Source organism: Pseudomonas khavaziana (genome assembly GCF_036704165.1).
Lineage (GTDB): Bacteria > Pseudomonadota > Gammaproteobacteria > Pseudomonadales > Pseudomonadaceae > Aquipseudomonas > Aquipseudomonas khavaziana.
On sequence record NZ_CP129946.1, the window covers coordinates 2,691,633 to 2,715,523 of the forward strand.

The 23,891-nt window shown below is 60.1% G+C and carries 23 protein-coding genes; 15 read left to right on the forward strand and 8 right to left on the reverse strand.

Going from position 1 to position 23,891, the window contains the following annotated elements:
- Positions 1-75: 75 nt before the first annotated feature.
- The gene (locus QYQ93_RS12035; RefSeq protein ID WP_217882249.1) at positions 76-948 is read right to left on the reverse strand and encodes an undecaprenyl-diphosphate phosphatase; all 873 of its coding nucleotides are present in this window, start codon (positions 946-948) and stop codon (positions 76-78) included.
- Between the two features lie 48 nt (positions 949-996).
- Between QYQ93_RS12035 and QYQ93_RS12040 the strand changes: the two genes are divergently transcribed.
- Positions 997-1,635, forward strand: coding sequence for a GNAT family N-acetyltransferase (locus tag QYQ93_RS12040; RefSeq protein ID WP_043051768.1), 639 nt, complete (start codon positions 997-999; stop codon positions 1,633-1,635).
- 163 nt (positions 1,636-1,798) lie between these two features.
- On the opposite strand, the gene QYQ93_RS12045 is transcribed toward QYQ93_RS12040, so the two are convergent.
- Positions 1,799-2,737: a GlxA family transcriptional regulator gene (locus QYQ93_RS12045; RefSeq protein ID WP_124377537.1), complete on the reverse strand. Its 939-nt coding sequence runs from the start codon at positions 2,735-2,737 to the stop codon at positions 1,799-1,801.
- A gap of 173 nt (positions 2,738-2,910) precedes the next feature.
- On the opposite strand from QYQ93_RS12045, the gene QYQ93_RS12050 reads away from it, so the two are divergent.
- The 3 genes from QYQ93_RS12050 (at position 2,911) to QYQ93_RS12060 (ending at position 5,423) form a co-directional block, all read left to right on the forward strand.
- Positions 2,911-3,540: a TetR/AcrR family transcriptional regulator gene (locus tag QYQ93_RS12050; protein WP_043051587.1), complete on the forward strand. Its 630-nt coding sequence runs from the start codon at positions 2,911-2,913 to the stop codon at positions 3,538-3,540.
- Entirely contained in the window at positions 3,537-4,214 is a 678-nt protein-coding gene (locus QYQ93_RS12055; RefSeq protein WP_043051588.1) for a type 1 glutamine amidotransferase domain-containing protein, read from the forward strand. Before QYQ93_RS12050 ends, QYQ93_RS12055 begins: the two co-directional genes overlap by 4 nt.
- A gap of 78 nt (positions 4,215-4,292) precedes the next feature.
- The gene (locus tag QYQ93_RS12060) at positions 4,293-5,423 is read left to right on the forward strand and encodes an alkene reductase (protein WP_338477037.1); all 1,131 of its coding nucleotides are present in this window, start codon (positions 4,293-4,295) and stop codon (positions 5,421-5,423) included.
- A 223-nt stretch (positions 5,424-5,646) separates the two neighbouring features.
- On the opposite strand, the gene QYQ93_RS12065 is transcribed toward QYQ93_RS12060, so the two are convergent.
- The gene (locus QYQ93_RS12065) at positions 5,647-6,645 is read right to left on the reverse strand and encodes an NAD(P)H-quinone oxidoreductase (protein WP_338477038.1); all 999 of its coding nucleotides are present in this window, start codon (positions 6,643-6,645) and stop codon (positions 5,647-5,649) included.
- Positions 6,646-6,856: 211 nt separating this feature from the next.
- On the opposite strand from QYQ93_RS12065, the gene QYQ93_RS12070 reads away from it, so the two are divergent.
- Together QYQ93_RS12070 and QYQ93_RS12075 are read left to right on the forward strand one after the other, a co-directional pair.
- A complete protein-coding gene (locus tag QYQ93_RS12070; protein WP_043051591.1) occupies positions 6,857-7,732 on the forward strand; it encodes a LysR family transcriptional regulator in 876 nt (291 codons plus the stop codon).
- Positions 7,733-7,812: 80 nt separating this feature from the next.
- Complete coding sequence (locus QYQ93_RS12075) at positions 7,813-8,199, forward strand: DoxX family protein (RefSeq protein WP_043051592.1); 387 nt, start codon at positions 7,813-7,815, stop codon at positions 8,197-8,199.
- A 221-nt stretch (positions 8,200-8,420) separates the two neighbouring features.
- On the opposite strand, the gene QYQ93_RS12080 is transcribed toward QYQ93_RS12075, so the two are convergent.
- The 3 genes from QYQ93_RS12080 to QYQ93_RS12090 form a co-directional block, all read right to left on the reverse strand.
- On the reverse strand, positions 8,421-9,239 hold the full coding sequence (locus tag QYQ93_RS12080; RefSeq protein ID WP_043051593.1) for an alpha/beta fold hydrolase: 819 nt from the start codon (positions 9,237-9,239) through the stop codon (positions 8,421-8,423).
- Between the two features lie 98 nt (positions 9,240-9,337).
- Positions 9,338-10,729 (reverse strand): alginate export family protein, encoded by a 1,392-nt coding sequence (locus QYQ93_RS12085; protein ID WP_338477039.1) that lies wholly within the window; start codon positions 10,727-10,729, stop codon positions 9,338-9,340.
- Positions 10,726-11,622: a glyoxalase gene (locus tag QYQ93_RS12090; protein ID WP_338477040.1), complete on the reverse strand. Its 897-nt coding sequence runs from the start codon at positions 11,620-11,622 to the stop codon at positions 10,726-10,728. Before QYQ93_RS12090 ends, QYQ93_RS12085 begins: the two co-directional genes overlap by 4 nt.
- 142 nt (positions 11,623-11,764) lie before the next feature.
- On the opposite strand from QYQ93_RS12090, the gene QYQ93_RS12095 reads away from it, so the two are divergent.
- The gene (locus QYQ93_RS12095; RefSeq protein WP_046072191.1) at positions 11,765-12,832 is read left to right on the forward strand and encodes an NAD(P)-dependent alcohol dehydrogenase; all 1,068 of its coding nucleotides are present in this window, start codon (positions 11,765-11,767) and stop codon (positions 12,830-12,832) included.
- A 610-nt stretch (positions 12,833-13,442) separates the two neighbouring features.
- Here the strand turns inward: QYQ93_RS12095 and QYQ93_RS12100 are convergent.
- The gene (locus QYQ93_RS12100; RefSeq protein ID WP_043051715.1) at positions 13,443-14,015 is read right to left on the reverse strand and encodes a LuxR C-terminal-related transcriptional regulator; all 573 of its coding nucleotides are present in this window, start codon (positions 14,013-14,015) and stop codon (positions 13,443-13,445) included.
- A 129-nt stretch (positions 14,016-14,144) separates the two neighbouring features.
- On the opposite strand from QYQ93_RS12100, the gene QYQ93_RS12105 reads away from it, so the two are divergent.
- The 8 genes from QYQ93_RS12105 to QYQ93_RS12140 all read left to right on the forward strand — a co-directional run bounded on the left by QYQ93_RS12105 (position 14,145) and on the right by QYQ93_RS12140 (position 23,044).
- Positions 14,145-15,323 carry an acetyl-CoA acetyltransferase gene (locus QYQ93_RS12105; protein ID WP_043051716.1) on the forward strand — a complete coding sequence of 393 codons (1,179 nt, stop codon included), beginning with the start codon at positions 14,145-14,147 and terminating at the stop codon, positions 15,321-15,323.
- A 3-nt stretch (positions 15,324-15,326) separates the two neighbouring features.
- Positions 15,327-16,856 carry a class I adenylate-forming enzyme family protein gene (locus QYQ93_RS12110; protein ID WP_338477041.1) on the forward strand — a complete coding sequence of 510 codons (1,530 nt, stop codon included), beginning with the start codon at positions 15,327-15,329 and terminating at the stop codon, positions 16,854-16,856.
- Positions 16,857-16,889: 33 nt separating this feature from the next.
- Complete coding sequence (locus QYQ93_RS12115; protein WP_338477042.1) at positions 16,890-18,209, forward strand: MFS transporter; 1,320 nt, start codon at positions 16,890-16,892, stop codon at positions 18,207-18,209.
- A gap of 172 nt (positions 18,210-18,381) precedes the next feature.
- A complete protein-coding gene (locus QYQ93_RS12120) occupies positions 18,382-18,930 on the forward strand; it encodes a histidine phosphatase family protein (RefSeq protein ID WP_338477043.1) in 549 nt (182 codons plus the stop codon).
- 135 nt (positions 18,931-19,065) lie between these two features.
- Positions 19,066-20,553, forward strand: coding sequence for a hypothetical protein (locus QYQ93_RS12125; protein WP_338477044.1), 1,488 nt, complete (start codon positions 19,066-19,068; stop codon positions 20,551-20,553).
- Positions 20,550-21,500 carry a hypothetical protein gene (locus QYQ93_RS12130; RefSeq protein ID WP_043051721.1) on the forward strand — a complete coding sequence of 317 codons (951 nt, stop codon included), beginning with the start codon at positions 20,550-20,552 and terminating at the stop codon, positions 21,498-21,500. The genes QYQ93_RS12125 and QYQ93_RS12130 overlap by 4 nt, the downstream gene beginning before the upstream one ends.
- Positions 21,501-21,559: 59 nt before the next feature.
- Positions 21,560-22,315 (forward strand): precorrin-6A synthase (deacetylating), encoded by a 756-nt coding sequence (cobF, locus tag QYQ93_RS12135; protein ID WP_043051722.1) that lies wholly within the window; start codon positions 21,560-21,562, stop codon positions 22,313-22,315.
- A 12-nt stretch (positions 22,316-22,327) separates the two neighbouring features.
- Positions 22,328-23,044, forward strand: a complete 717-nt coding sequence (locus QYQ93_RS12140) for an alpha/beta hydrolase (RefSeq protein ID WP_043051723.1) — start codon at positions 22,328-22,330, stop codon at positions 23,042-23,044.
- A gap of 176 nt (positions 23,045-23,220) precedes the next feature.
- On the opposite strand, the gene QYQ93_RS28575 is transcribed toward QYQ93_RS12140, so the two are convergent.
- Positions 23,221-23,592 (reverse strand): hypothetical protein, encoded by a 372-nt coding sequence (locus tag QYQ93_RS28575; protein ID WP_422394046.1) that lies wholly within the window; start codon positions 23,590-23,592, stop codon positions 23,221-23,223.
- Positions 23,593-23,891: the final 299 nt, after the last annotated feature.

Sequence of the window (23,891 nt, forward strand, 5' to 3'; positions counted from 1 at the left end):
ACGCGGGCATCCTGAATGTACGCGGTACCTTTGGATTTTTCGCGAGCAAGCTCGCTCCTACAAAAAATGATCGCGTCAGGTAAGCAACCCGGTGCTGACTGCCACAATCAGGAAGACCCCCAGCAGCGCACGGTAGATCACGAACGGCCAGGTGGAGAAGCGCTCCAGGAACTTCATCAGGCCCCAGATTGCGAAGAACGCCGAGATGCTCGCCACCACCAGGCCGAAGATCAAATGCGGCCAGGCGTGGGCGGGCATGTCGGCGTGCAGCAGCACCCACAGTTCTTTCAAACCGGCCAGGGCGATGGCCGGCAGACCCAGCAGGAAGGAAAACCGCGCCGCTTCTTCGCGTTTGAAATTCAGGAACAGCGCTGCGGTCAGCGTGGAGCCCGAACGCGACACCCCGGGAATCAGCGCGCCGATCTGCGCCACCCCCACGATCAGCGCATCGCGCAGGCGCATCTGGCCGACGTCGCGGGTGTGGCGGGCGCGCACTTCGGCCAGGGCCAGCAATATCGCCATCACCACACAGGCAATGCCGATTACCATCAGCCCGCGCAATGGCGAGTTGCAGGTATTCAAGGTCGAAGACAAGGCGAGGCCGGCAATGCCAATCGGGAGTGTCGCCAGCACAATCGCCACCGCCAGCTTGAACCACGGGTCGTTATAGTCGCCCCGGCGTACCGCACTGATGCTGCCGGTGGTGACCTGGCGCACATCCCGCCAGAAGTAACTGACCACCGCCGCCAGCGCCGCCAACTGCATGGCTGCGGAAAACGCCGAGCCCGGGTCTTGCCAGCCGAGCAGGGCGGGCACCACGCGCATATGCGCCGTGGACGATACCGGCAGCAATTCGGTAATGCCCTGGATCACCCCCAGGATGAAAATCTGCAGGTAATCCAGGGAGGCAAAGCCGACATCCAGGCCGGCGGTACAGACGTTGGTCAAAATACAAGTCCTTGAGCGAAAGGTGGAAACCGGCGAAGTTTATTCTAAATGTTTCAGGAAATTGGCCCGGGCAAGCGCTATCTGCAATCGGTTCAGCCAATAGAAAGGATTCGACAATCCATTGGCGTGACCGGCACTTTTGTGAACAATGGCGCCCTGCGTTTTTTCACCGAGAGCCCCATGCCTGAAACCACCGTCGAATTGATCCAGACCGGCCCCGAAGACGCCGAGCTGATCCGCAATCTCTACCAGTACTACGCCTACGAGTCTTCGGACTGGGAACAGGAAGATGTCGAGGCCGATGGCCGTTTCTATATCCATGACGAGCACCTGACGCGCTACTGGCACGACCCACAGTGGAGCGCCAACCTGTTGCTGGTCGATGGCTATATCGCCGGTTTCCTGTTGATCGAAGGCAGCGAACTGCCGGGCATCGACGCCTTGGAACTGGCCGACCTGTTTATCCTCAAGCGCTACCGCCGCAAGGGCATTGGCCGCGCCATCGCCAGCCAGGTGCTGTGCAGTGGCGAGTCCAATTGGCTGGTGCGTTTCTATGATCAGGACGAAGTGTCCCAGGCGTTCTGGCGCACCGTGCTGGATAACCTGCCGCGTCCGGTGCAGACGATTGAGCTGGAGGATGAGCCGCAGCTGGTGAGCTACCTGATTACCCGGGTTTCGCTGCATTGATGGGCGGGTTTTGCTGAGGTTGAAGGCTGCGCACCGTAATCAAAATGTGGGAGGGGGCTTGCTCCCGATAGCGGTGGGTCAGTCACCTGATGCTGGGACTGACCACCGCTATCGGGAGCAAGCCCCCTCCCACAGTTCGAACGCCAACAACTCGGCCACGCCCCTAGCCTGGATTGAACAGCACCTGCTGCATCGCCTGGGGCGGTTGCCCGAAGGCCCTGAGAAACGCCTGGCGCATGCGCTCGCGATCACCAAAGCCGGTTTCGCGGGCCACCACTTCCACGGGGTGGCGACTGGTTTCCATCATCGCCCGCGCCGCTTCCACCCGCAGGGCCTCGATGGCCTTGGCCGGGGTCTGCCCGGTTTCTTCGCGAAACACCCGGCTGAACTGGCGCGGGCTTAGCCGGGCGACGTCGGCCAGGGCTTCTACCGATAAATCGTGGGTGAGGTTTTCACGGGCATAGGCCAGGGCCAGCTGCACGCGGTCGGACTTGGGGTCCAGTTCCAGCAAGGCCGATAACTGCGACTGCTCACTGCCGCGGCGCTGGGCGATCACCAGCTTGCGTGCGATGCGCCGGGCGAGGTCGCTGCCCAGGTCGTTCTCGACCATGGCCAACGCCAGGTCGACCCCGGCGCTCATGCCGGCGCCGGTCCACACCTGGCCGTCCACCACGAACAGCTTGTCGTCTTCCAGGCGGATATCCGGGTAGCGCTTGCGAAACGCCGGCGCGTGGATCCAGTGGGTGGTAGTGCGCTTGCCTTCCAGCAAACCGGCCTCGGCCAGCACGAAAATACCCATGCACAATGAGGCCACGCGCCGCGATTGAGCCGATGCCGCCTTGACCAGATCCAGCAGGTTGGCCTCCGGCAGGCGAAACTCCAGGTAACCACTGACGATCAGGGTGTCGTAGCCCTCTGGCCGGATCGCCGTGGTGTTCACCGAAAAGCCCTGGGAGGTCATCACCGCGCCGCCGCTTTCCGACACCAGGTGAAACTCGTAGGCAGGCTCACCGCGCAGCAGGTTGGCGCACTCGAACACCGAGCCCAGGCTGAGGCTCAAGGACTGGAAATTCGGGTAAACCATCAGCGCAACGCTGTGCATTGCATCTCTCCAAGGGGCGGGGGAGAGGCAATTGTCGGCGTGTGCCAGGTAAACGGCAACCGACTTTGGCCCATGTCCGGAATCCTTGCGGATATGACATTGTGAGCGAATGCCTCGCTGCCTAACATGGCCCCAACGAACTAGACGACTGGTCTAATCGGATGAGGTCAAGCATGAACCACCCAAGCAAAAGTGCACGGCAGGCGATCCTTGAACGTGGGCAATCGATTGTCGGTGCCAAGGGATTTTCCGCAGTGGGCTTGAACGAAATCCTGCAGGCTGCCGAAGTGCCCAAGGGCTCGTTTTATCACTACTTCAATTCCAAGGATGCGTTCGGTGTGGTGTTGCTCGATACCTATTTCGACCATTACGTCCAAGGCATGCAGGATCTGTTCGATCAGCCGGGGTTATCCCACCACGCCAAGCTGATGCGCTATTGGCAATGCTGGATCGACAACCATACCGGCTGCACCGATGCCGGCAAATGCCTCGCGGTCAAACTGGGCGCCGAGGTCTCGGACTTGTCAGAGCCGATGCGGTTGGCCCTGCAACGCGGGACTGCACGCACCATCGAATTGCTCGCCGTAGCCCTGCAACGCGGCGTGGAAGACGGCTCGCTCACCTTCGGGCAAGCCCCCCAAAATCTTGCCCAACGCCTTTATGCGCTGTGGTTGGGAACCAGCGTCATGGCCAAGATTACCCGTACCACTGCGCCGTTCGCTGAGGCGCTGCTGCTGACCCGACAGTTGTTGGGTAGCCCTGAAAACCCTGTTATCCACTTCGATCGAGGCACTGGAAAATGAACGTATTAATGGTACTGACCTCTCACGACCAGCTTGGCGATACCGGGCGCAAGACCGGCTTCTGGCTCGAAGAATTTGCCGCACCCTACTATGCCTTCAAGGACGCCGGCGCCGAGGTGGTGCTGGCTTCTCCAGCGGGCGGCCAGCCGCCTCTGGACCCGGTCAGCGACCTGCCGGACTTCCAGACCGAGCAAACCCGTCGCTTCGCCGCCGACCCCGCGGCGCAACAGGCCCTGGCCAACACCGTCAAGTTGGACACCATCAATGCCAACGACTTCGATACGGTGTTCTACCCAGGTGGCCACGGCCCGTTGTGGGATTTGGCGGAGTCGTCGGTGTCCATCGCGCTGATCGAGTCGTTCGAACGGGCCGGCAAGCCCATCGGCTTTGTCTGCCATGCCCCGGGTGCCTTGCGTCACGTCAAGGCGGTCAACGGTGAGCCGTTGATCAAGGGCCGCCGTGTGACCGGGTTTTCCAACTCGGAAGAAGCAGCGGTGGAGTTGACCGATGTGGTGCCGTTCCTGATTGAAGATGAGTTCAAGAAGTTGGGCGGCAAGTATGAGAAGGGTAGCGACTGGCAATCCTTCGTGATCGTCGATGGCTTGCTGGTGACCGGGCAGAACCCTGGTAGCTCCAGCGAGGTGGCCAAGGCCCTGCTGACCCTCATCGCTTAAGTCAACCAACCGCTATGTGCATTTGGCGACTCCCAGGAGTCGCCACTGTTTTCGTTCGCCCTGAATTTGGAATAACCCATGCCTGACTGCATCTTGAATACCTCAATAAAACTGGGGCATCACCGCTTGAACAATCGCATCGTGCTGCCGCCCCTGACACGCCAGCGCAGCGCCCAACCGGGGGATATTGCCACCGACCTGATGGCCGAGTATTACCGCCAGCGCGCCAGTGCCGGCTTCATGGTCAGCGAGGGCACGCAGATCGAGCCCCGTGGCCAGGGTTACGCCTGGACGCCAGGTATCTACAGCCCGGCGCAGATCGATGGCTGGCGCAAGGTCACGACAGCGGTGCACGCCGAGGGCGGGGTGATCTTTGCGCAGTTGTGGCATGTAGGACGGGTGTCCCATAACGCTTTGCAGCCCGATGGTGCGGCCCCGGTAGCCCCATCGGCGCTGCCGGCGCTGCAAGCCAAGGCCTTTATCGAAACCGGCCCGGGTGTCGGAGAACTGGTGCAACCGCCTGTGCCCCGGGCGCTGACGACGCTGGAGATCGAAGAGTTGGTCGGGCATTACGCCCAGGCCGCACGCAATGCCCTGGATGCCGGGTTCGATGGCGTGGAAATCCACGCGGCCAACGGTTACCTGGTCAACCAGTTCATTTCAGCCCATTCCAACAGTCGTGAAGACGAATACGGCGGTTCGCTGGACAATCGCCTGCGTTTGCTGCGCGAGATTGTTGAGGCCGTGTGCAAGGTGGTCGGGCCTGAGCGCCTGGGCGTGCGCTTCTCGCCGTTGTTCAGTGGCACCGACCAGGACCGGGTCTACATCGGCCTGGTAGAAGAAGACCCGCATCACACCTATATCGAAGCGATCAAGGTGCTGGAAGCCTCGGGCATCGCCTATGTGTCCATCGCCGAAGCCGACTGGGAGAACGCCCCCGACCTGCCGGAGACCTTTCGCCGGGCGGTGCGCAGTACCTTCAGCGGCAGGATCATCTACGCCGGCCGCTACACCGCCGAGCGCGGTGCTCGACTGGTCGAGGCCGGGCTGGCGGACCTGATCGCGTTCGGCCGCCCGTTCATTGCCAATCCGGACTTGCCCCAGCGTATCTTCAATGGCTGGCCGTTGAATGCGTTGAAGGCAGAAGGGTTGTATGGCGGGACGCAGGCGGGGTATGTGGATTATCCGGTGTATGCCGAACCAGAGTGACACACGCATTATGTGGGAGGGGGCTTGCCCCCGATGACGGTGGGTCAGCCAACATCTTCGCGGGCAAGCCCTTTTTTGTAGGAGCGAGCTTGCTCGCGAAAAACTCACAGGCGCCGCATTCATTCAGCAAGCACGCGTGATCGTTGACGTTTTTCGCGAGCAAGCTCGCTCCTACAGAGGGCGATGTACGCTTAAGCCGGTCGCCAGGGATTGAGAAAGCACCTCACTCGACCCGCAACACAATCTTGCCAATATGATCCCCACCCTCCATCCGCGCATGGGCCTGGGCGGCGTCGGTGTATTCGTAGACCTTGTCGATGATCGGCAGGCAGCGTCCAGCGCTCAACACCGGCCATACATATTCGCGCAGTTGCTCGGCAATCGCGGCCTTTTCGTCGCGGGTGCGGGCACGCAGCAGCGAGCCGGTGATCACTGCGCGTTTGGCCATGATGGTCAGCAGGTCGACGTCATGGGCCTTGCCGCCGCCGAGGAAGCCGAGCATCACCAGGTGGCCGTCCATGCCCAGGGACTTGAGGTTGTCGTTCAGGTATGAGGCACCCATGATGTCGAGGATCACATTCACGCCTTTGCCATCGGTCTGTTGGGCGATGACCTCGGCAAATGCCTGTTCGCGGTAGTTGATTGGCTCGGCGCCCAGCTTGGCAATCGCTGCGCATTTGTCAGCGCTGCCGGCGGTGGCAAACGCCTGGATACCGAACTCCTGGCAAAGCATCAGCGCGGTGGTGCCGATGCCGCTGGTGCCGCCGTGGATCAAGGCGCGCTGGCCTTTGTGCGCACCGCCCAGGCCAAACAGGTTGGCCCAGACCGTGAAAAAGGTTTCCGGCACGGCAGCCGCCTGGATCCAGTCCATGCCCGCCGGGATCGGCAGCGCCTGGCTGGCCGGCACCGCGCAAAACTGGGCATAGCCGCCGCCATTGGTCAGGGCGCAGACCTTGTCGCCCAGGCTGTAGTCGCTCACGCCACTGCCCAGCGCCACCACTTCACCGGCCACTTCCAGCCCTGGAATCGGGCTCATGCCGGGTTTCATCGGGTATTTGCCGGCGCGTTGCAGAGCGTCGGGGCGGTTGACCCCGGCGGCGTGCACGCGAATCAGAATCTCGCCAGGCCCGGCCACCGGCACGTCTGCTCGACGTGGCTGCAAGACTTCGGGGCCACCCGGGGTGGCGATTTCGATCAGGGTCATTTCTTGGGGAAGCGTCATGGAAGAGTTCCTGTAGCGATGAGCGTATGAGTTGGGACCGTGGCGCATAGTCGGCAGTTCAGCCAGATCATGCCGGGTTACGGTGGCAATGCAACCCTAGGGGGCGCATACGGGTGTCTTTCTTCGCTGCTTAGCATAGCGTGCTCTGGTGATGCAATAATGCAGCGAATAAGCAGCACAATGCTGCAAATACGCATCGTTGGGGGTCGCTATGAATTGGGATGATGCGCGGGTGTTCCTGGCGGTATGCCGTGCGACGACATCGCGCGGCGCCGCCCGGGTGTTGGGGGTGGACCAGGCCACGGTAGGGCGACGGATCAATGCTTTGGAGAAATCCTTGGGTGCCACCTTGTTCCTGCGCACCAGCGACGGCTTTGCACTGACGGCTGTGGGGGAGGCCGCGTTGCGTTCGGTGGAGAAAATGGAGCGCTCAGCCCTGGACCTCGAGCGCCAGATCCAGGGCATGGATGACCGCCTCACCGGAACTGTGCGCGTCAGCACCACCGACTCCCTTGCCATTGATTTCCTGATCCCGGCCATTGCGCGGCTGCACGACCAGCATCCCGATGTGCGCGTGCAGCTGGACGCCTCCACCCAATTCCTCAGCCTGGCCAAGCGCGAGACCGATATCGCCGTACGCAACGCGCGCCCGGACAGCCCCGACCTGCTTGCCCGTCTTGTCGGGCGTTGGCCGGTGGGGTTGTTTGCGTCCCAGGCATATATCGACCGCCACGGCGCGCCGGAGCCGGGCAGTTTGTTCGATGGGCATGACCTGGTGGTTTACCAGCCGCACCTGCAAAGCCAGAAAGACCTGACCCTGGCGTGCGAACCTTTGGGTCGCGGGCGCATCGTCGCCGCTTTGAGTTCCAGCCTGTTGGTACGCCGCTCCATCGCCGCCGGGATCGGCATCGGTGAGCTGCCGATCCTCACCGGCGAGCGCGACGGCCTGGTACGCCTGTGGCCGCAACGCACGCGACCGTTGCCCTATGACGTGTGGCTGGTCACCCACGCTGACCTGCGCCATACCGCGCGGGTGCGAGTGGTGATCGATGAAATCGTCGCGGGGTTCGCGGCTGCGATGGCCTGAGGTCAGCACAAGCCTGCAAGCGCATGGGTGCGACTGTGGAGACACTGCGGTCAGTCATTGTCGACGGACACAGGTGGTCTATGAACGAAGCAAGAAATCAGGATATCGGGTTGTTGTTCCTGCGGGTCAGCGGGGCGCTGTTCCTGCTGTGGGTACATGGATTGCCCAAATTGCTCAACTACGGCGAACAGTTGAAGCTGATCGAAGACCCGTTTCATCTTGGGGCCCAGGTCACCTTGCTGCTGGCGATTTTCGCCGAGGTGCTGTGCCCGCTGCTGATCATCGCGGGTGTACTGGTGCGTCTGGCCTGCCTGCCGATCCTGGCGGTGCTGGTGATTGCCTTGCTGGTGGTGCACCCGGAGTGGACGCTGTTCGAGGGGCAGTTCGGCTGGCTGCTGTTGATCATCTTTACCAGCATCCTCATTGCCGGGCCGGGCCGGCTGATAGTGGCTCAGCGTTTTGCCTGAGCAAAAAAAGGCCGGGCGAGCCCTAATGCCAGTCAGTTAAGCGGTCATCGCCTTCTGTAGGAGCGAGCTTGCTCGCGAAAAACGTCAACGATAACGCGTCTTTGCTGAATGAACGCGGCGCCTGTAAGTTTTTCGCGAGCAAGCTCGCTCCTACAAAAAAGCCTTAACTGACTGGCATTAGGGCGAGCCCGGCCAAACAAGGAGAGGAGGTTTCAAGCGGTTCAGCGGTTCAGGAACGCCAGCAGGTCTTCATTGAGCTGCTGGGTGTGGGTCGCAGCAAACCCGTGGGGTGCATCCTTGTAGACCTTCAATTGCGCGTCTTGGATCATCTCGGCCGCGACCTTGCCGGTGGTCTCGAAAGGTACGATCTGGTCGCCGTCGCCATGGATCACCAGGGTCGGCACGTCGATCTTGGCCATGTCGGGACGGAAGTCGGTTTGCGAGAACGCGGTGACGCAGTCCACGGTGGATTTCAGCGAGGCTTGCAGGGCGATCTGCAGGGTTTGGGTGAGCACGCCCTCCGAGACTTCCTGGCCTTTGTTGAGGCCAAAGAACGGGGTGTTGAAATCGCTGATGAATTGCGCGCGATCTTTCAACAGGCCTGCCTTGATGCCATCGAATACGTCAGCGGGGACGCCCTGGGGGTAGTCGGGTTTCTGGCCGAAGATCGGCGTCACCGCCCCCAGCAGTACCAGGCCGGCGACACGGGCGCTGCCATGGCGGGCGATATAGCGCGCCACGTCACCACCACCCATGGAAAAGCCCACCAGGGTCACGTCCTGCAGGTCCAGGTGTTCGATCAACTGGGCGATATCGTCGGCGAAGGTGTCGTAGTCATTACCGGTCCAGGGCTGGTCCGAGCGGCCGAAACCACGGCGGTCGAACGCAATGGTGCGAAAGCCGCGGCTGCTCAGGTATTCCATCTGGTATTCCCACATGTCGGCATCCAGCGGCCAGCCGTGGCTGAACAGCACGGGCTTGCCGCTGCCCCAGTCCTTGAAGTAGATCTGGGTACCGTCTTTGGCAACGAATGTGCTCATCTGAATCTCCTTGCTTGAGTGATAAGAGCAGTTAAAAAATCCGCGTTACTATTGCCGTAAACCCAACCACAGGCTTGTACGGGTGTGCTTGCCTGGGCTTACCAACTGAACTTGAGCTCCATGCCCAGGTAGTTGCTGTCGTGCCCGCCGGCATCGCGCAGGGTCTGGCCGACGGCATAGTGCACAGCTTCGACTGCGCCACTGAGGTTGGACGTAAAAGCGTAGTCGGTGCGCAGTTGACCGTAGGCGCCGGTCCAGCGTTCACCCTGGCCAGCGGTACCGGCGACGGCCAGGTTGGGCTGGGTGTAGACCGCGTCCGCGGTGGTCTGCCGCCAGAGCAGGCCGATGGCGGTTTGCACGCTGAGCTTGGCGATGGGCTTGACGGTGATCGACGGCTTGACGTGGATCAGGTTGCTGTAGCCCGTATAACCGGCCAGGGAAAAATAGTAGCCATTGGGGAACAGCGGGTTGAAGGTGCCGACGCGACCGTCACCGCTCTTGCGGTCACCGGAGGCGATATCCAGCTGCAGGCCGATGCGCGGTTTCCATGCCAGTGTGTCGAAGGTGTAGCCGGTGCGACTGCCGCCCGCCCAGGCGCGGATAGTCTTGCTGCCCACCGAGCCCCTTTGCAGCATGGCTTCGATATCCCAGTCGAACCCTTGGGCCGCACCACCCAGGCGAGTGTCGAGCAGTTGGCGGGTCTCGTCGCCGTCGGCATCCAGGTAGTGCGCGGCCCTGCGTTCGTAGACGCCGTAATAGGCTGACAGCTCATTGCTGCCGCCCACCAGCCGCTCGACCCGCAGCATGTGAAAGCGCGCATCACGGTTGGATTTGTCATCGAAATGCCGGCCATCCTGGTACTGCACCGGTTGGCTGGCAATCCCGATAAAACGCCATTGCGGCGTTTCCCAGTCGGCCCACAACGCATCGAAGGACTGCCGCACATTCGGGCCGTCCCGTGACGAGATGAAGCGCTGCAAGTCGAAGGCAAAATCCTGGCGGCCAGCCCGCGCCTTGAACGTGCCGGCGCTGAAGGTCTTTACATACTCGGCAAAGGCCAGGCGCAGGTCGACACGGTTCTGGTCGGCACCGCCGATCGTGGTCTTGTCATAAGCCCGCACATCCTCCAGCTGGGTGAACAGCCGCCAGTGCTCGTCCAGGTGCAAGTCGGCATGCACCTGGAAACGCTGGATCAGGTAGCGGTCACGCTGCACATCGCGCACACCGAACCCGCTGGCGTCGTTCATCTCGAAGCGTTCGCGCAATGTCGCACCCAAAGACAGATAGGTGAACGGGTTGGCGGCGGACAGCGGGATGTACTTGAGGTTGTCCAATGGTTGCGTGCGCAGCGCCGGATCCTTGAGCACGGACCAGTCCTCCTGCCAACGATTGGCCTTGATCGCCGGACGGGTCGGTTGCGCGTCGACGTGGGCGCTGCCGGCAAGCAGCGGCCACAGCACGGCCAGGCCCCAGCCTGTACGGCGAATCATTTTGCCGCGGTGAGCTGGTGGATTTCCGCGACGTAACCGCCGGGAAATTCCACCAACGCGCTGCGCCGGCCTTTGCTGTCGAAGCTCGGCACCAGGACTTTGGCCCCGGAACCAGTGGCCTTGGCCAACGTGGCGGTCAGATCGGCCACCTGGTAACCGGTGGTTTCATGGCCAAAGGGGTAGGGCAGTTGGCCGTTGGTGACCAGCACCGCCATGCGCCCAAATGGTGACTCGATGTCGACGCGTCGATAGGTACCGCTGGCCTGGCCGACGTCGACCCCGGGCGCCTGCTTGTCATCGGCAATGACTTTGCCATGGGAGAAGCCGACGAACGCCTTGATAAAGCGGTCGGCACGGTCTGCGCTGAGGTATACGCGGTTTTCCGGCACCGTCTGGAAGGCAGCGTAATCCGGGGTCTTGGTGTGCCAGTAGAGCTGCATGTTCACGCCGCCCGGCCACTGCACCACGGCGTCGCGACCGATAGGGTCGGGAAAGTCGCTGACGATCACCGCGGCACCGTTTTCCCGGGCGGCCTTGAGCGCTACGTCCATGTCCTTGACCAGGTAGCCATTGCGTTCCTGGCCAAACGGATGGGGAATGGGCGTGGTGAAGCCGAACAGCGACACCGTGCCGGCCGGGGTCTGCAACAGTTGCGAGGTGGTGCTGCTTGGCACCGGCAGCACATTGACCACCACCTGGGGCGTGCTCTTGCCGCCAAACGTAGCGAGGAAGCTCTGGGCAAAACGCTCCACATCCGCCGGTGCCACATACACATGGCTGGTGTCGTATTGCGGCGCTACGGCGACCATCGGCGTAGCTGCCCAGGTGTTGCCCATCATGGCCCCGGCCAGCAACGTCACTGCCAGGGATACCGCCCTCACTTGTCTACTCATGCCTAGTCTCCAGCGCTGTCAAGAAAGTCAAAAGCTTAGGGGCTCAGGCAGTGGTGCCGATTGTATGGGCGTGCTTGGTTGAACGGTTCAGCGTCTATGCGGGTCAACTGCTTCTCAACGTCAGATCACACAGGTGAACGAAATGGCCAAGACTTACAGCTATGCCGCCCAGAACGCCAAGGACACCCTCAAGCCCTACACCTTCGAGCGCCGTGCGCCGGGGGCTGACGATGTACAGATCGACATTCTCTATTGCGGGGTATGCCACTCCGACCTGCACACCGTGCGCAACGAGTGGCACAACACCCTTTACCCTTCGGTGCCCGGGCATGAAATTGTTGGCCGGGTGACGGCAGTCGGCGCCAATGTGAAGAAGTTCAAGGTCGGCGATCTGGCCGGTGTCGGCTGCATGGTCGACAGCTGCCAGCAGTGCGCATCCTGCGCCGAGGGCGAGGAGCAGTATTGCGAGAACGGCTTTACCGGCACCTATAACGGCCCGGTGTTCGGCGGCGAAAACACCTTCGGTGGCTACTCGGACAACATCGTGGTCAAGGAGCAGTTCGTACTGCGCATCTCCCACGATGCCTCGAACCTGGCGGCCGTGGCGCCGTTGCTGTGCGCGGGCATCACCACTTACTCGCCGTTGCACCACTGGAAGGTCGGTCCCGGCCAGAAAGTCGGCGTGGTCGGCCTTGGCGGGCTTGGGCATATGGCCGTCAAGATTGCCCACGCCATGGGCGCCCACGTGACGCTGTTCACCACCTCACCGAACAAACGCGAAGACGGCCTGCGCCTGGGTGCCGACCAGGTGGTGGTGTCCAAAAATGCGGATGAAATGGCCAAGGTCGCCAATAGCCTGGACTTCATCCTCAACACCGTCGCCGCACCCCATGACCTGGATGCCTTCCTCAACCTGCTCAAGCGCGACGGCACCATGACCCTGGTCGGCGCCCCCGACAGCCCGCACCCGTCGCCCACGGTATTCAACCTGATCTTCAAGCGCCGCAGCCTGGCCGGCTCGCTGATCGGCGGCATCCAGGAAACCCAGGAAATGCTGGACTTCTGCGCCAAGCACGGGATTGTCTCGGATGTGGAAATGATCGATATCCAGGGCATCAATGAAGCCTATGAGCGCATGCTCAAGGGTGATGTGAAGTATCGTTTTGTGATCGATATGGACAGCTTGAAGCGAGAAAACCACGCAGCCTGAGACGCAGCAGATCTAATGTGGGAGGGGCGGTGCGACGATTCGACTTGCCCCCGATGGCGATGGGTATCTACACAACTTTGGTTACGCCGCTGGACCTGAGGGAGGGGGCTTGCTCCCGATGGCGGCCTGGCAGCCCACCAGGATGTTGGAGTTTGGTCGAGTACATATCCGTTATTTGGGTAACGGCCGCTATTGGTTCCGCTTTTACAGCGGGTCACTTTTGAAAAGAGCCCAAAAGTAACCAAAAGGCTCTTGCCCCACCACTCGGCACCTCGCTTAGGCTCGGTGTGCCCGTAATCCGCCATGGATTTGGGGGGCCGCCGCCACGCGCCATCCATGGCGCGGGGCGGCTAAACCGGCATCCCTGCCGGTTTACCCCCCAAATCCCTGTCGAATTCCGGCCAGCGTGGTTTAACGGGGCGCCTCAGATCAAAAGCAAGATCAAGAGCGGCTCGCTGCGCATCGTGGTTACTGGCGTAAGAGTTGTGTAGATATTCATGCGCCGACGAGGGAGTGTCAGATGAACACATCTGAGGCTGACCCACCGCCATCGGGAGCAAGCCCCCTCCCACATTTGGACCGAGTAGGCTAAACAGCTCGCAGTCGGCTGTCACGCCACCATAATGATCTTCGACACCAATTCCACCACGGTCTTGGCCTGCAGCTTCTTCATCAACCGCGCCCGATGCACCTCCACCGTGCGATGGGAAATCGCCAGGCGCAGGGCGATTTCCTTGGACTTGAAGCCATTGACGATGTGCATGGCGATCTCGCGCTCCCGGGGTGTAAGGTCGCCGGTGCCCTGGTGCAGGCGGTCCAGGCGTTCGAAGTGCCAGATCATCAGTTTGAACGGGTCTTTGGGGGTGAGGGTGTAGCCGTGGGACTTGGCCCAGAATACTTCGCCGTTGTGGTGCTGCATGAAGCGCTCATCGGAGTAAAAGCCGTTGTCGCTGTCGAGCAGCCAGTCATGGCTGCGCTTGCCGATGGCGTGGTAGTCGGCCTGGGACGGGTAGATCAACAGGGTCAACTGATTGACCAGCGCTTCACGCGTATAGCCGAACAGCTTCAGGAAGGCGTCGTTGCAGTCGAGTATCACGCGATCGCTGGTGACGATCTGCGGGGCAGGGGACAGCTTGAACGCCAGGCGTTCGAGGTCTTGGAATTGTCGTGCTAGCGCGTTCATGGGCGTCCTGCCTCGTTGTTCAATACCCTGGCGCGCTACTTACCTATGTAAGTAGTTACACGAATTGGCGCGCGACGAGGGGTGGGTCATTGTAGGTAAAGTCCGGATCAAGAACAGAAGAAATTGATTATGCCTGCTGATTGCGTGTCCATTGTTGCCGCTGGTCACTCCCGTTTCGGTCGCCTGGAAGGCACCACGCTGGAAGACTTGATCGTCCAGGTCACCCGTGAAGCCCTGAGCGACGCCGCGATTGACGCGTCGCAAATCGACGCGCTGTTCCTCGGCCATTTCAATTCGGGGCTGGTGCCCGATGGGTTTGCCGCCTCGTTGCTGTTGCAGGCCGACCCCGGGCTGCGCTTCAAACCCGCCACCCGCTGCGAAAACGCCTGCGCGTCCGGCTCGGCGGCGATCCAGGCGGGGGTCAATGCGATTCTTTCCGGCAGCGCCGAGCTGGTGCTGGTGGTGGGCGCCGAGAAGATGACCCACACCAGCACCGCCGCCGTCACTCAAGCGCTCGCCGGTGCTGGCTACCAGAATGACCCGGCCGAAGCCGGCCTGAGTTTCCCGCAACTGTTTGGCCGTGCTGCGCAGCAATATGCCGAGCGCTACCACTGCCCGCTGGGCTCGATGGCGGCCATCGCCACCAAGAACCACTCCAATGCCATGGCCAACCCGCTGGCGCAGATGCATCGGGAGATGAATTTCGAGCACTGCAACAACGTATCCCAAAGCAACCCGTTCGTGGCCGACTCCCTGCGCCTGACCGACTGCTCGCTGATCAGCGACGGCGCTGCCGCGATCATCCTGGCGTCGCCCAAGCGTGCACGGGCATTTCGCCGCGATGTGCAGATCCGGGCGATGACCCAGGTCAACGACACCTTGCCCATCGCCCAGCGCGATATCCTGGCGTTTGAGGGCCCGCAGCGGGCGATCCATTCGGCCCTGCGCGGGGCGAATGTGACCCTGGCCGACCTGAGCTTTGCAGAAGTGCACGATTGCTTCACCATCGCCGAGTTGCTGATCTACGAAGCCATGGGCCTGGCGCCCAAGGGCGAGGGGCACCGCGTACTCGACAGCGGCGTGGTGCGCGCCGGCGGTCGCTTGCCGGTTAACCTTTCCGGTGGGCTCAAGGCCAAAGGGCACCCCGTCGGTGCCACGGGGGTTTCCATGCATGCCTTGGCGTTCCGGCAATTGACCGGCGAGCCGATTGGCCTGGCGGCGCCCAACCCGGAATTTGGCCTGGTGTTCAATATGGGCGGTATGGCGGTGGCCAACTATGCCTCGGTGCTGCAGGCACGCCGGAGCTGAGCCATGAACATTGCCAACTGGCTGCACGATACCCAGTGTCGTACCCCCCAACGCCCGGCGCTGTTCGACGGCCCCGTGCAAGTGGCCGACTACGCCACTTTCGCCGCCCATGTTCGCCAACGCGCTGCGCACTTGGTGGACCAGCACGGCCTGGTGCCGGGAGATGCGGTGGCACTGCTGATGAAAAACAGCTGCGACTACCTGGAATTGCTCTACGCCATCTGGTGGACGGGCGCCGTGGCGGTGCCGATCAACGCCAAGCTGCACCCCAGCGAAGCGGCGTGGATCGCGGACAACGCCGAGGCGCGGTTGATCTTTACCGATGGCGGCGGAGTGTTTTCATCGCGGGATTTGCCCTCGCGCTGCAAAGAACTGGACGGCCACCAGCGGCCGCCAGACCGTGGCTGGCCGACCCTGGAGCACCCGGTGCCGCGCCAGGATCAGGACCTTGCCTGGCTGTTCTACACGTCCGGCACCACCGGGCGCTCTAAAGGGGTGATGCTGTCCCATGGCAATCTGGTCGCCATGTCGCTGTGCTACGCCACCGATGTCGATGCGGTCAGCGCTGACGATGCGGCGGTGTATGCCGCGCCGATGTCCCACGGTGCCGGGCTGTACAACTTTATCCATGTGCGCTGCGGCGCACGGCATGTGGTGCCGGCCTCCCACGGCTTTGACGCCGCCGAGCTGTTCGGGCTGGCAGAGCAGGTGGGCCAGGTGTCGCTGTTTGCCGCACCGACCATGGTCAAGCGCATGGTCGAGCAGGCCCGACGTCAGGATTATCACGGCGCCGGCATCAAGACCATTGTGTATGGCGGTGGGCCGATGTATCTGGCGGACCTGCGTGAAGCCGTCGACACCTTCGGCCCGCGCCTGGTGCAGATCTACGGCCAGGGCGAGAGCCCGATGACCATCAGCGTGTTGCCCCGTGCAGTGATCGCCGAACGCCAACGTCCCGACTGGGATAGCCTCGCCGCCTCGGTGGGCCATGCGCAAGCCTGTGTGGAAATCTGCATTCTCGATACCGAGCACCAGCCACTGCCCACGGGTGAACGCGGCGAAATCGCCGTACGTGGCGCCACGGTCATGCAAGGCTACTGGCGCAACCCGCAAGCTACGCGCCAGACCCTGGTGGACGGCTGGCTGCTGACCGGCGATATCGGCTACCTCGACGCGGCCGGCTACCTGACCCTGACGGATCGCTCCAAGGACGTGATCATCAGCGGCGGCAGCAATGTATACCCCCGCGAAGTCGAGGAAGTGCTGGCCCAGCATCCCGACGTATTTGAAGTGTGCGTAGTGGGCGAACCGGACGCGCAATGGGGCGAGTCGGTGGTGGCCTTCGTGGTGGCCCGCAGCGGCCAGCCCCTGGATGAGGACGAACTCACCGCTTGGTTCCTGGCGCGTATGGCTTCGTTCAAAAAACCGAAAAGATATGTGTGGCGCAGCGAGCTGCCGAAGAACAGCTACGGCAAGATTCTCAAGACCGACTTGCGGCAGTGGTTGAAAGCAGCGAGTATCGCCGCGCTTTGACATGGATCGACAATCAGACAAGGAGTCCCCTCGATGGGCAATCCCGCACAAGACACTGTCCGCAAGCGCCGCCGTGCGTTTCTCGGTGCCACCTCCGGCCACTTGATCGAGTGGTACGACTACGGCGTCTACGGTTTTCTCGCCGTCTATATCGGCCAGGCGTTCTTCGTCTCCGATGACCCCACCACCAGCCTGTTGGCCAGCTTCGCTGCGTTTGCCTTGAGCTTTTTTATCCGCCCCCTGGGCGGGCTGTTCTTCGGCCCGCTGGCGGACAAGATCGGCCGGCGCAAAACCCTGATCATGGCGCTGGTGATGATGACCGGCTCCACGGTGATGCTCGGCCTGTTGCCGACCTACGCCAGCCTGGGCATTGCCGCGCCGATCCTGCTGATCCTGGTGCGCTGTGTACAAGGCTTTTCGGCGGGAGGCGAAATCGGCACCGTCACCAGCTTTATCTCCGAATACGCCGGCCCCGGCCGACGCGGCTTCGCCACCTGCTGGTTGATGGTCACCGCCGTGCTTGGCCTGCTGCTGGGCGGCGCCGTGGCCAACGGCATGACCTGGGTGCTGGGCGCCGACGTCATGCAGGACTGGGCCTGGCGCATCCCGTTCCTGATCGCCGCACCCCTGGGCTTTATTTCCATGTACATCCGCCTCAAGCTCGAAGACAGCCCCGAGTTTTTAGCCCTGCAACGCGCCGGGCAAACCTCGCGGGCTCCACTGCGGGACGTGTGGCAGTACAAACGCGCGATTGCCCTGGTGTTCTTTATCATCACCCTGCACAGCTCGATCTTTTACCTGGTGCTGACCTTCGCCTCGACCTACATGGCCAAGATCCTCAAGTTCGACAGCGGTACGACCTTGCTCTACGTGTTCGTCGCCAGCTTCTCGGCGGCCTTCGTGATGCCGTTTGGCGGGGCATTTACCGATAAGTACGGGCGCAAGCCGTTTCTGATGGTGATCGGTACCTTGGCGACCCTGGCGATGTTCTGGCTGTTCAAATCGGCCCCCACCGCCACCCCTGCGTCGTTCTTCGCGCCGTTGATGGCGGTGGCGATTTTGTTCGGACTGTATGCGTCGTCGACCTATGCGTTGATGAGCGAGCTGCTGCCGACGCGGATTCGCTCCACCGGAATTGCGGTGGCGTATAACGTGCCGGTGGCGGTATTTGGCGGCAGTGCGCCGTTGATTTCCACTTGGTTGATCAAAGTAACGGGGGATATTACCTCGCCGTGGTATTTCTACGTGGCAACCGGGGTGGTGTCGCTGGTGGCGCTGGTGGTGTTGCGCAAGGAGGACTTCGTCGCCAGCGGTCTGCCAGTTGCAGTGCCGGCGGATGCGGCATTGGCCTGATGGCCCAGATGTGGGAGGGGGCTTGCTCCCGATGGCGGTGAGTCAGTCACGGATGCACTTACTGACACGTCCTCATCGGGAGCAAGCCCCCTCCCACATTTTGAGCTGCATAAGTCTGGTTAATGGTTAATAGTGGATATGCTGTAACCTACCGAAAACCGAGTGAGTTGCGATGCTGGCTACCCGTCTGACCCTGGTCTGCCACGCCGTCACCCCCCTGCAAAAACAGGGGTGTTTTCCTGACGACGAATCCGTGGCCATGGACTGGCAGGGTGCGGCTTTATCCCTGGCTGGGCGCTATAAAAAACAGCCACGCCTGCTGTGTGGCCCCGAGGCCAGGGCTCGTCAGACCGCCAGCTTGTTCGGCGCTAACGCTGATATTGAGATGGCGCTGCGCGATGCTGATTTCGGCTCATGGAAAGGCCAGGACATCAGCGAACTCGATAGCGAAGCGTTGACGGCTTGGAGCACCGACAGCACCAGCGCACCCCACGGCGGCGAGTCGGTGGAACAGGTTTGCGCCCGGGTAGGCCAATGGATCAAATCCCTCGAAAGCCACTCCGGCCACGTAGTCGCCGTGACCCATCCGTTTGTCATCCGCGCAGCGATGCTTCACGTCATGCAGTTGCCAATCTCGATGTTCTACCTGATCGACGTTGAGCCATTGTCGTCGGTTGAGTTGCGATTCAATGGGCGTTGGCGGTTGCGGTTAATGGCGTGAGGCACCAATGCCATACCGCTGAGTACAGGCATGTGGCAAAATGGCATCACTCGTCGGCGCCTGTGCCTGGTCCATGAGATACGATTTTTTGAATTGGCCTAATGATTGACGGGTTGCGTAAAGGATTCTATGCAGATGAACAAGTTGATTGCGGTCAAGACAGGTACGAATAAATTTGAGTTCGAAAATGAAGAAAGCCTGAAATGGAATGGCTTTTTCGATGTGGATACGATTCGGTTGATTCTGGGTAATAACGGCTCTGGTAAAACCGCCTTATTGTGTGACATGGCAGCGTATATTTCATCGCCTGTCTCTTCCCCTCGAAGAGCCGTATATGATGATCGAGAAACATCGTCGGAGAAACTGTCTGACGAAGAGCTTGAACGTATTGGTGTGATTTACTTCTCTCCTGTTCCCTACCGCCGCAGGCTACCGTTTCGTAACCGATTCTTCGATGCTTCGCCTCGGTTTGAAAAGGTAGAAGACTCTGCGCGAGTCGAGCAGTTCTACCAAGTGGCCAGTGATCTGGAACTGAACACAAGCTTGAGGGCAGAAGTATGTTATGAGTTTGAGCTGTTCAAGACCGTGTTGGCCCCTGCGCTTATCGCCATGAGTAAGCTTGCCGGTTTTCATACAGCGCATGAGCCGGTGACGACATTTTTATCTGATTACGCAAAGATTCTAAAAAAGCGCCAGTTTTTCGGCTCGGATTACTATGAAAATGAACGCTTGAACATCCAGATTGAGCGTTTGCTTGATACTTGTGTGCTTAGGTTGGAGCGGTTTGTTCTGTCGAAACTTCCCCGCGCCAGAAGCAAAAAATTAGTCATGCTCGCTGCCTTAACGTCAGTCGCAAAGAGAATTCCTGATCATATTCGTATTGGGCGATTTTTCTTTAATTATTTAGAGCTCGCCAGCGATGTGCGGTACGAACAAGATGAGGAAGTGTTCGATTTGCTGATGGCGACTTGTCGCGCCACGTTTAAGTCTATAAAGGATGGAGCCAAGGATGATGTTCGCAAACACCCGCGCTCCTATTCTTTCGCTATAAATTCGGCAGAAGAAATCAAGCAAATAAAAATGTCGACCGCTGCGGTGGAAGTGCGTTGGACAGATCAGAGCTCGGGTGTAAGAGCTTTGGTTGACCAGTTTTTTTTGCTCCGCCAAGGTTTTGTAATCATGGCCGGTAAAAAATTAAACCACGTCATGGTGCTTATCGATGAGGGCGACGCCTATCTTCATCTCGAATGGCAGCGCCGTTATATTTATTTGCTGAATAAATTCCTGGCGGGGGTGAAATCGGAGTTTGGCTTGGAAATTGTGCAGGTAGTGGTTGCTACGCATTCCCCGGTGATAACAGGTGATTTTCCAGCGTGTATGGTCACTAACCTGGATCAGAAGGTCACGCCTCAGAATACATTCGCGGCTCCATTGGAAGACATCATCCTGAACTCTTTTGGTACTGCCGCCATTGGTGAGTTTGCGGCGGAAAAGATAAATGCACTCAATGAGCGTCTTGAACAGGGCGTTTCTTCGGCATTGGATAAACTATTGCTTGAGAGCATTGGCGATATTGGCATCAAGGACGCGTTATATCGTGCTCCGGAGAGGCGATATTTATGATTATTAATATTGCGCGGGTATGGGAGGATATCGCGGTCAGGCACAGGTTGTTCATGCAATGGAAGCTGCAACGGCTGACTGATGTCTTAAGGGAATTCGTTGGGCCGGGCATGATTCAGCATCGTCTTGTCGAGTTCTTGGATAAACACCGGGGCGCCATATGTGGGTGTGACCCCGTGCCGCTGCCGGGTGTGATTGTTGCCTTCAACCAGACTTTTACTCGTAGGGTTGATATTGACTACGTAAATGGGTTTTTCAAAAAATATCTGTGCTACAAGGAGTTTTCAGCCAAAGAGAAGGTTGTCTTGTTAAAAAGATGGGATGCCTACGCGTTGCTTATAACCAACCGATCGAGAATTTGTCCTTACTGTCATATATCACCCATTGATACTTATGTCAGTCCTGATGGGTTGAAAGCGTACAGGCCAAATATTGATCACTATTACCCGCACGCCGAATTTCCTTTGCTGGCATTAACCATGGGGAATTTTATTCCCTGCTGCGAAAAGTGTAACGGGCCGCAAATGAAAGGCACTACCCGGTTTGACTTGACACCTCACCTGCACCCCTTGGTGGATCCGGAGAACATATCTTTCAGGCTTGCCCATAAGGGCGGGAAGTTGGACTTGAATAAATTAAGACTTCAGGCCGACAGTACGTCCTATGAAATTGAGGTGATGGCAACCCATGGCACCTGCCAGAAGGTGGACAATTCAATCGCGACCTTTCGCTTAGTCCCTCGTTATCAGGTCTGCGTACCCGATGCGCTATTTGTGGCGAAACTCTCCAGGCTAGGGGGCAGATACAGGATGTTGACCAAGATACTGACCAAACTGAATTTCTCTGACAAACACCCCCTGGGCTTTAATGAAGCGGACGACAGTTATAAGAACGTGATCGCGGGTAAGCTCAAACTTGACATCGCCCGGCAGTTCAAGGTGATTTGACCCAGCAGGGCAACCCAGTAACATGGCAGCATTTTCACGCCCGGCACTGAGAGCACCCCATGAAACGCATCCTGATCATCGGCATTGGCGCCGGCAACCCTGACTACATCACGATGCAAGCGGTGAAGGCGCTGAACCGTACCGACGTGTTTTTCCTGATGGACAAGGGCCAGAGCAAGGACAAACTGATCGACCTGCGCCGTGAAATCTGCGAGACCTACATCACCGAGCCCGGCTACCGATTTGTCGAGGCCGACTGCCCTGAGCGTGTGCGTGGCGAGGTCGACTACACCACTGCCGTGCAGGACCTTAACCGCGATAAGCAGCAAACTTTCGAACGCATGATCAACGAGGAAATGGCCGACGGTGAAGTGGGCGCATTCCTGGCCTGGGGCGATCCTGCACTGTACGACAGCACCATCCGCATTCTGCAGGCGATCCTTGCCAGTGGCCGTTGCGTGTTCGAATTCGAAGTGATCCCCGGTATCACCAGCGTGCAAGCCCTGGCGGCCCAGCATAAGGTGCCGTTGAACCGCATCGGCAAGTCCATCGAGATCACCACCGGGCGTCGCCTGGCGGCGGGGCAGGCGAGTGATGCCGATACCCTGGTGGTGATGCTCGACGCCGAAGACTCCTACCGCAGCGTCGTCGACCAGGACCTGGATATCTATTGGGGCGCCTACCTGGGCACGCCGGACGAGATCCTGATCAGCGGCAAAGTCGCTGAAGTGGCGCAAGAGATCGAACGGGTACGCAAGGCCGCGCGCCTGGCCAATGGCTGGATCATGGACACTTATCTGTTGCGCAAACCCTGAGGACCCTTCCCCATGCTCAAACTGTTTGCCCTGGCGCTGACCTTGGTCGCAAGTGCCGTCCACGCCGATTCCACCTTGCACACCGACTTGCCGCTGGCGTACCTGGAACAGACCCAGGGCGATGCGCGCAACCAGCCGCTGGTGATTTTTCTCCATGGTTTTGGCAGCAATGAGGAAGATCTGTTTGGCATCAAGGACGCATTGCCTTCCACCTGGACCTACTTGTCTGTGCGGGCGCCGATGCCAGTGGAACCCCGGGGTTATCGCTGGTTTACCAAGACCGATGAGCCCGATTACAACGGCGAGACTGCGGACCTGCACAGCAGCGCCAGGCTGATCGAGGACTTTGTGGTCAAGGCCACCGCCAAGTACCACACCCAAAATGACCGTGTGTTCCTGGTGGGGTTCAGCCAGGGCGCGATCATGTCTTATGAGGTGGGTTTGCGTCAGCCTGAACTGATACGTGGGATTGCGGCGTTGAGCGGCAGTGTATTGCCGGTCCTCAAGGCTGAGCTCAAGCCCAGGGAATCATTGGGCAAGCTGGCGATTTTTATCGGCCATGGCACGTTGGACCAGGCGCTGGCGTACGCATCTGGCACGCGGGCTAATGAGGTGCTGATGGGGCTGGGCTTGAAGCCGGAGTTTCATGGGTATCCGGGGATGAATCACACGATCAGCGAGGCGGAAGTGCAGGATCTGAAAGCCTGGCTAGAGAAAAACTTGAAGTGAAATGCGGTTAAAAATGTGGGAATCCCCACCACATCTTCGATGTGACGCTGTCGCGCAGCAAACGAGGGAGCTTGCTCCTGTGGCGGCCTGACAGCCGAGCAGGATGTTGGTTTTCGGCCTGGGTACATATCCGTTGTTTAGGTAACGGCCACTATAGGTTCCGCCCTTACGGCGGCTCACTTTTGAAAAGCCGGAATGCCGGCCCAGGCAAAAGTAAGCAAAACGCTCTTGCCCCACCACTCGGCACCTCGCCCAGGCTCGGTGTGCCCTCTCTCCGGCTTGAAACCGTGGGCCGCCGTCATGGGCCATCCTTGGCCCAGGACGGCTAACCCGGCGTCCTGCCGGGTTACCCACGGCTTCAAACCTGCGTTCGGCCAGCGTGGTTTAACGGGGCGCCTGAGATCAAGATCAAAGGCGACTCGCTGCGCATCGCAGATACGCTGGCGGCGCTTCTGCTTTTCTGTAGGAGCGAGCTTGCTCGCGAAAAACCTGAGAACGCCGCGTTCTTTCTGGTTTCCCGCGTCATCGTTAACGACCTTCGCGGGCAAGCCCGCTCCCACAGGGGTACGCGTACGCTTCAACGATCAGGTCGGCTATAAGGCCGCCTCGCTGTGTTTTTGATCTAAGGCGCCCCGTTAAACCACACTGGCCGGAATTCGACAGGGATTTGGGGGGTAAACCGGCAGGAATGCCGGTTTAGCCGCCCCGCGCCATGGAGGGCGCGTGGCGGCGGCCCCCCAAATCCATGGCGGATTACGGGCACACCGAGCCCGGGCGAGGTGCCGAGTGGTGGGGCAAGAGCGTTTTGCTTACTTTGCCGCTTTTGCAAAGTGAGCCGCCGTAAGGG

Coding starts and splice junctions, on each gene's coding strand:
- QYQ93_RS12040 (WP_043051768.1), top strand. CDS start 997: ATGTTTCAGGAAATTGGCCCGGGCAAGCGCTATCTGCAATCGGTTCAG.
- QYQ93_RS12045 (WP_124377537.1), bottom strand. CDS start 2,737: ATGCACAGCGTTGCGCTGATGGTTTACCCGAATTTCCAGTCCTTGAGC.
- QYQ93_RS12050 (WP_043051587.1), top strand. CDS start 2,911: ATGAACCACCCAAGCAAAAGTGCACGGCAGGCGATCCTTGAACGTGGG.
- QYQ93_RS12055 (WP_043051588.1), top strand. CDS start 3,537: ATGAACGTATTAATGGTACTGACCTCTCACGACCAGCTTGGCGATACC.
- QYQ93_RS12060 (WP_338477037.1), top strand. CDS start 4,293: ATGCCTGACTGCATCTTGAATACCTCAATAAAACTGGGGCATCACCGC.
- QYQ93_RS12065 (WP_338477038.1), bottom strand. CDS start 6,645: ATGACGCTTCCCCAAGAAATGACCCTGATCGAAATCGCCACCCCGGGT.
- QYQ93_RS12070 (WP_043051591.1), top strand. CDS start 6,857: ATGAATTGGGATGATGCGCGGGTGTTCCTGGCGGTATGCCGTGCGACG.
- QYQ93_RS12075 (WP_043051592.1), top strand. CDS start 7,813: ATGAACGAAGCAAGAAATCAGGATATCGGGTTGTTGTTCCTGCGGGTC.
- QYQ93_RS12080 (WP_043051593.1), bottom strand. CDS start 9,239: ATGAGCACATTCGTTGCCAAAGACGGTACCCAGATCTACTTCAAGGAC.
- QYQ93_RS12085 (WP_338477039.1), bottom strand. CDS start 10,729: ATGATTCGCCGTACAGGCTGGGGCCTGGCCGTGCTGTGGCCGCTGCTT.
- QYQ93_RS12090 (WP_338477040.1), bottom strand. CDS start 11,622: ATGAGTAGACAAGTGAGGGCGGTATCCCTGGCAGTGACGTTGCTGGCC.
- QYQ93_RS12095 (WP_046072191.1), top strand. CDS start 11,765: ATGGCCAAGACTTACAGCTATGCCGCCCAGAACGCCAAGGACACCCTC.
- QYQ93_RS12100 (WP_043051715.1), bottom strand. CDS start 14,015: ATGAACGCGCTAGCACGACAATTCCAAGACCTCGAACGCCTGGCGTTC.
- QYQ93_RS12105 (WP_043051716.1), top strand. CDS start 14,145: ATGCCTGCTGATTGCGTGTCCATTGTTGCCGCTGGTCACTCCCGTTTC.
- QYQ93_RS12110 (WP_338477041.1), top strand. CDS start 15,327: ATGAACATTGCCAACTGGCTGCACGATACCCAGTGTCGTACCCCCCAA.
- QYQ93_RS12115 (WP_338477042.1), top strand. CDS start 16,890: ATGGGCAATCCCGCACAAGACACTGTCCGCAAGCGCCGCCGTGCGTTT.
- QYQ93_RS12120 (WP_338477043.1), top strand. CDS start 18,382: ATGCTGGCTACCCGTCTGACCCTGGTCTGCCACGCCGTCACCCCCCTG.
- QYQ93_RS12125 (WP_338477044.1), top strand. CDS start 19,066: ATGAACAAGTTGATTGCGGTCAAGACAGGTACGAATAAATTTGAGTTC.
- QYQ93_RS12130 (WP_043051721.1), top strand. CDS start 20,550: ATGATTATTAATATTGCGCGGGTATGGGAGGATATCGCGGTCAGGCAC.
- cobF (WP_043051722.1), top strand. CDS start 21,560: ATGAAACGCATCCTGATCATCGGCATTGGCGCCGGCAACCCTGACTAC.
- QYQ93_RS12140 (WP_043051723.1), top strand. CDS start 22,328: ATGCTCAAACTGTTTGCCCTGGCGCTGACCTTGGTCGCAAGTGCCGTC.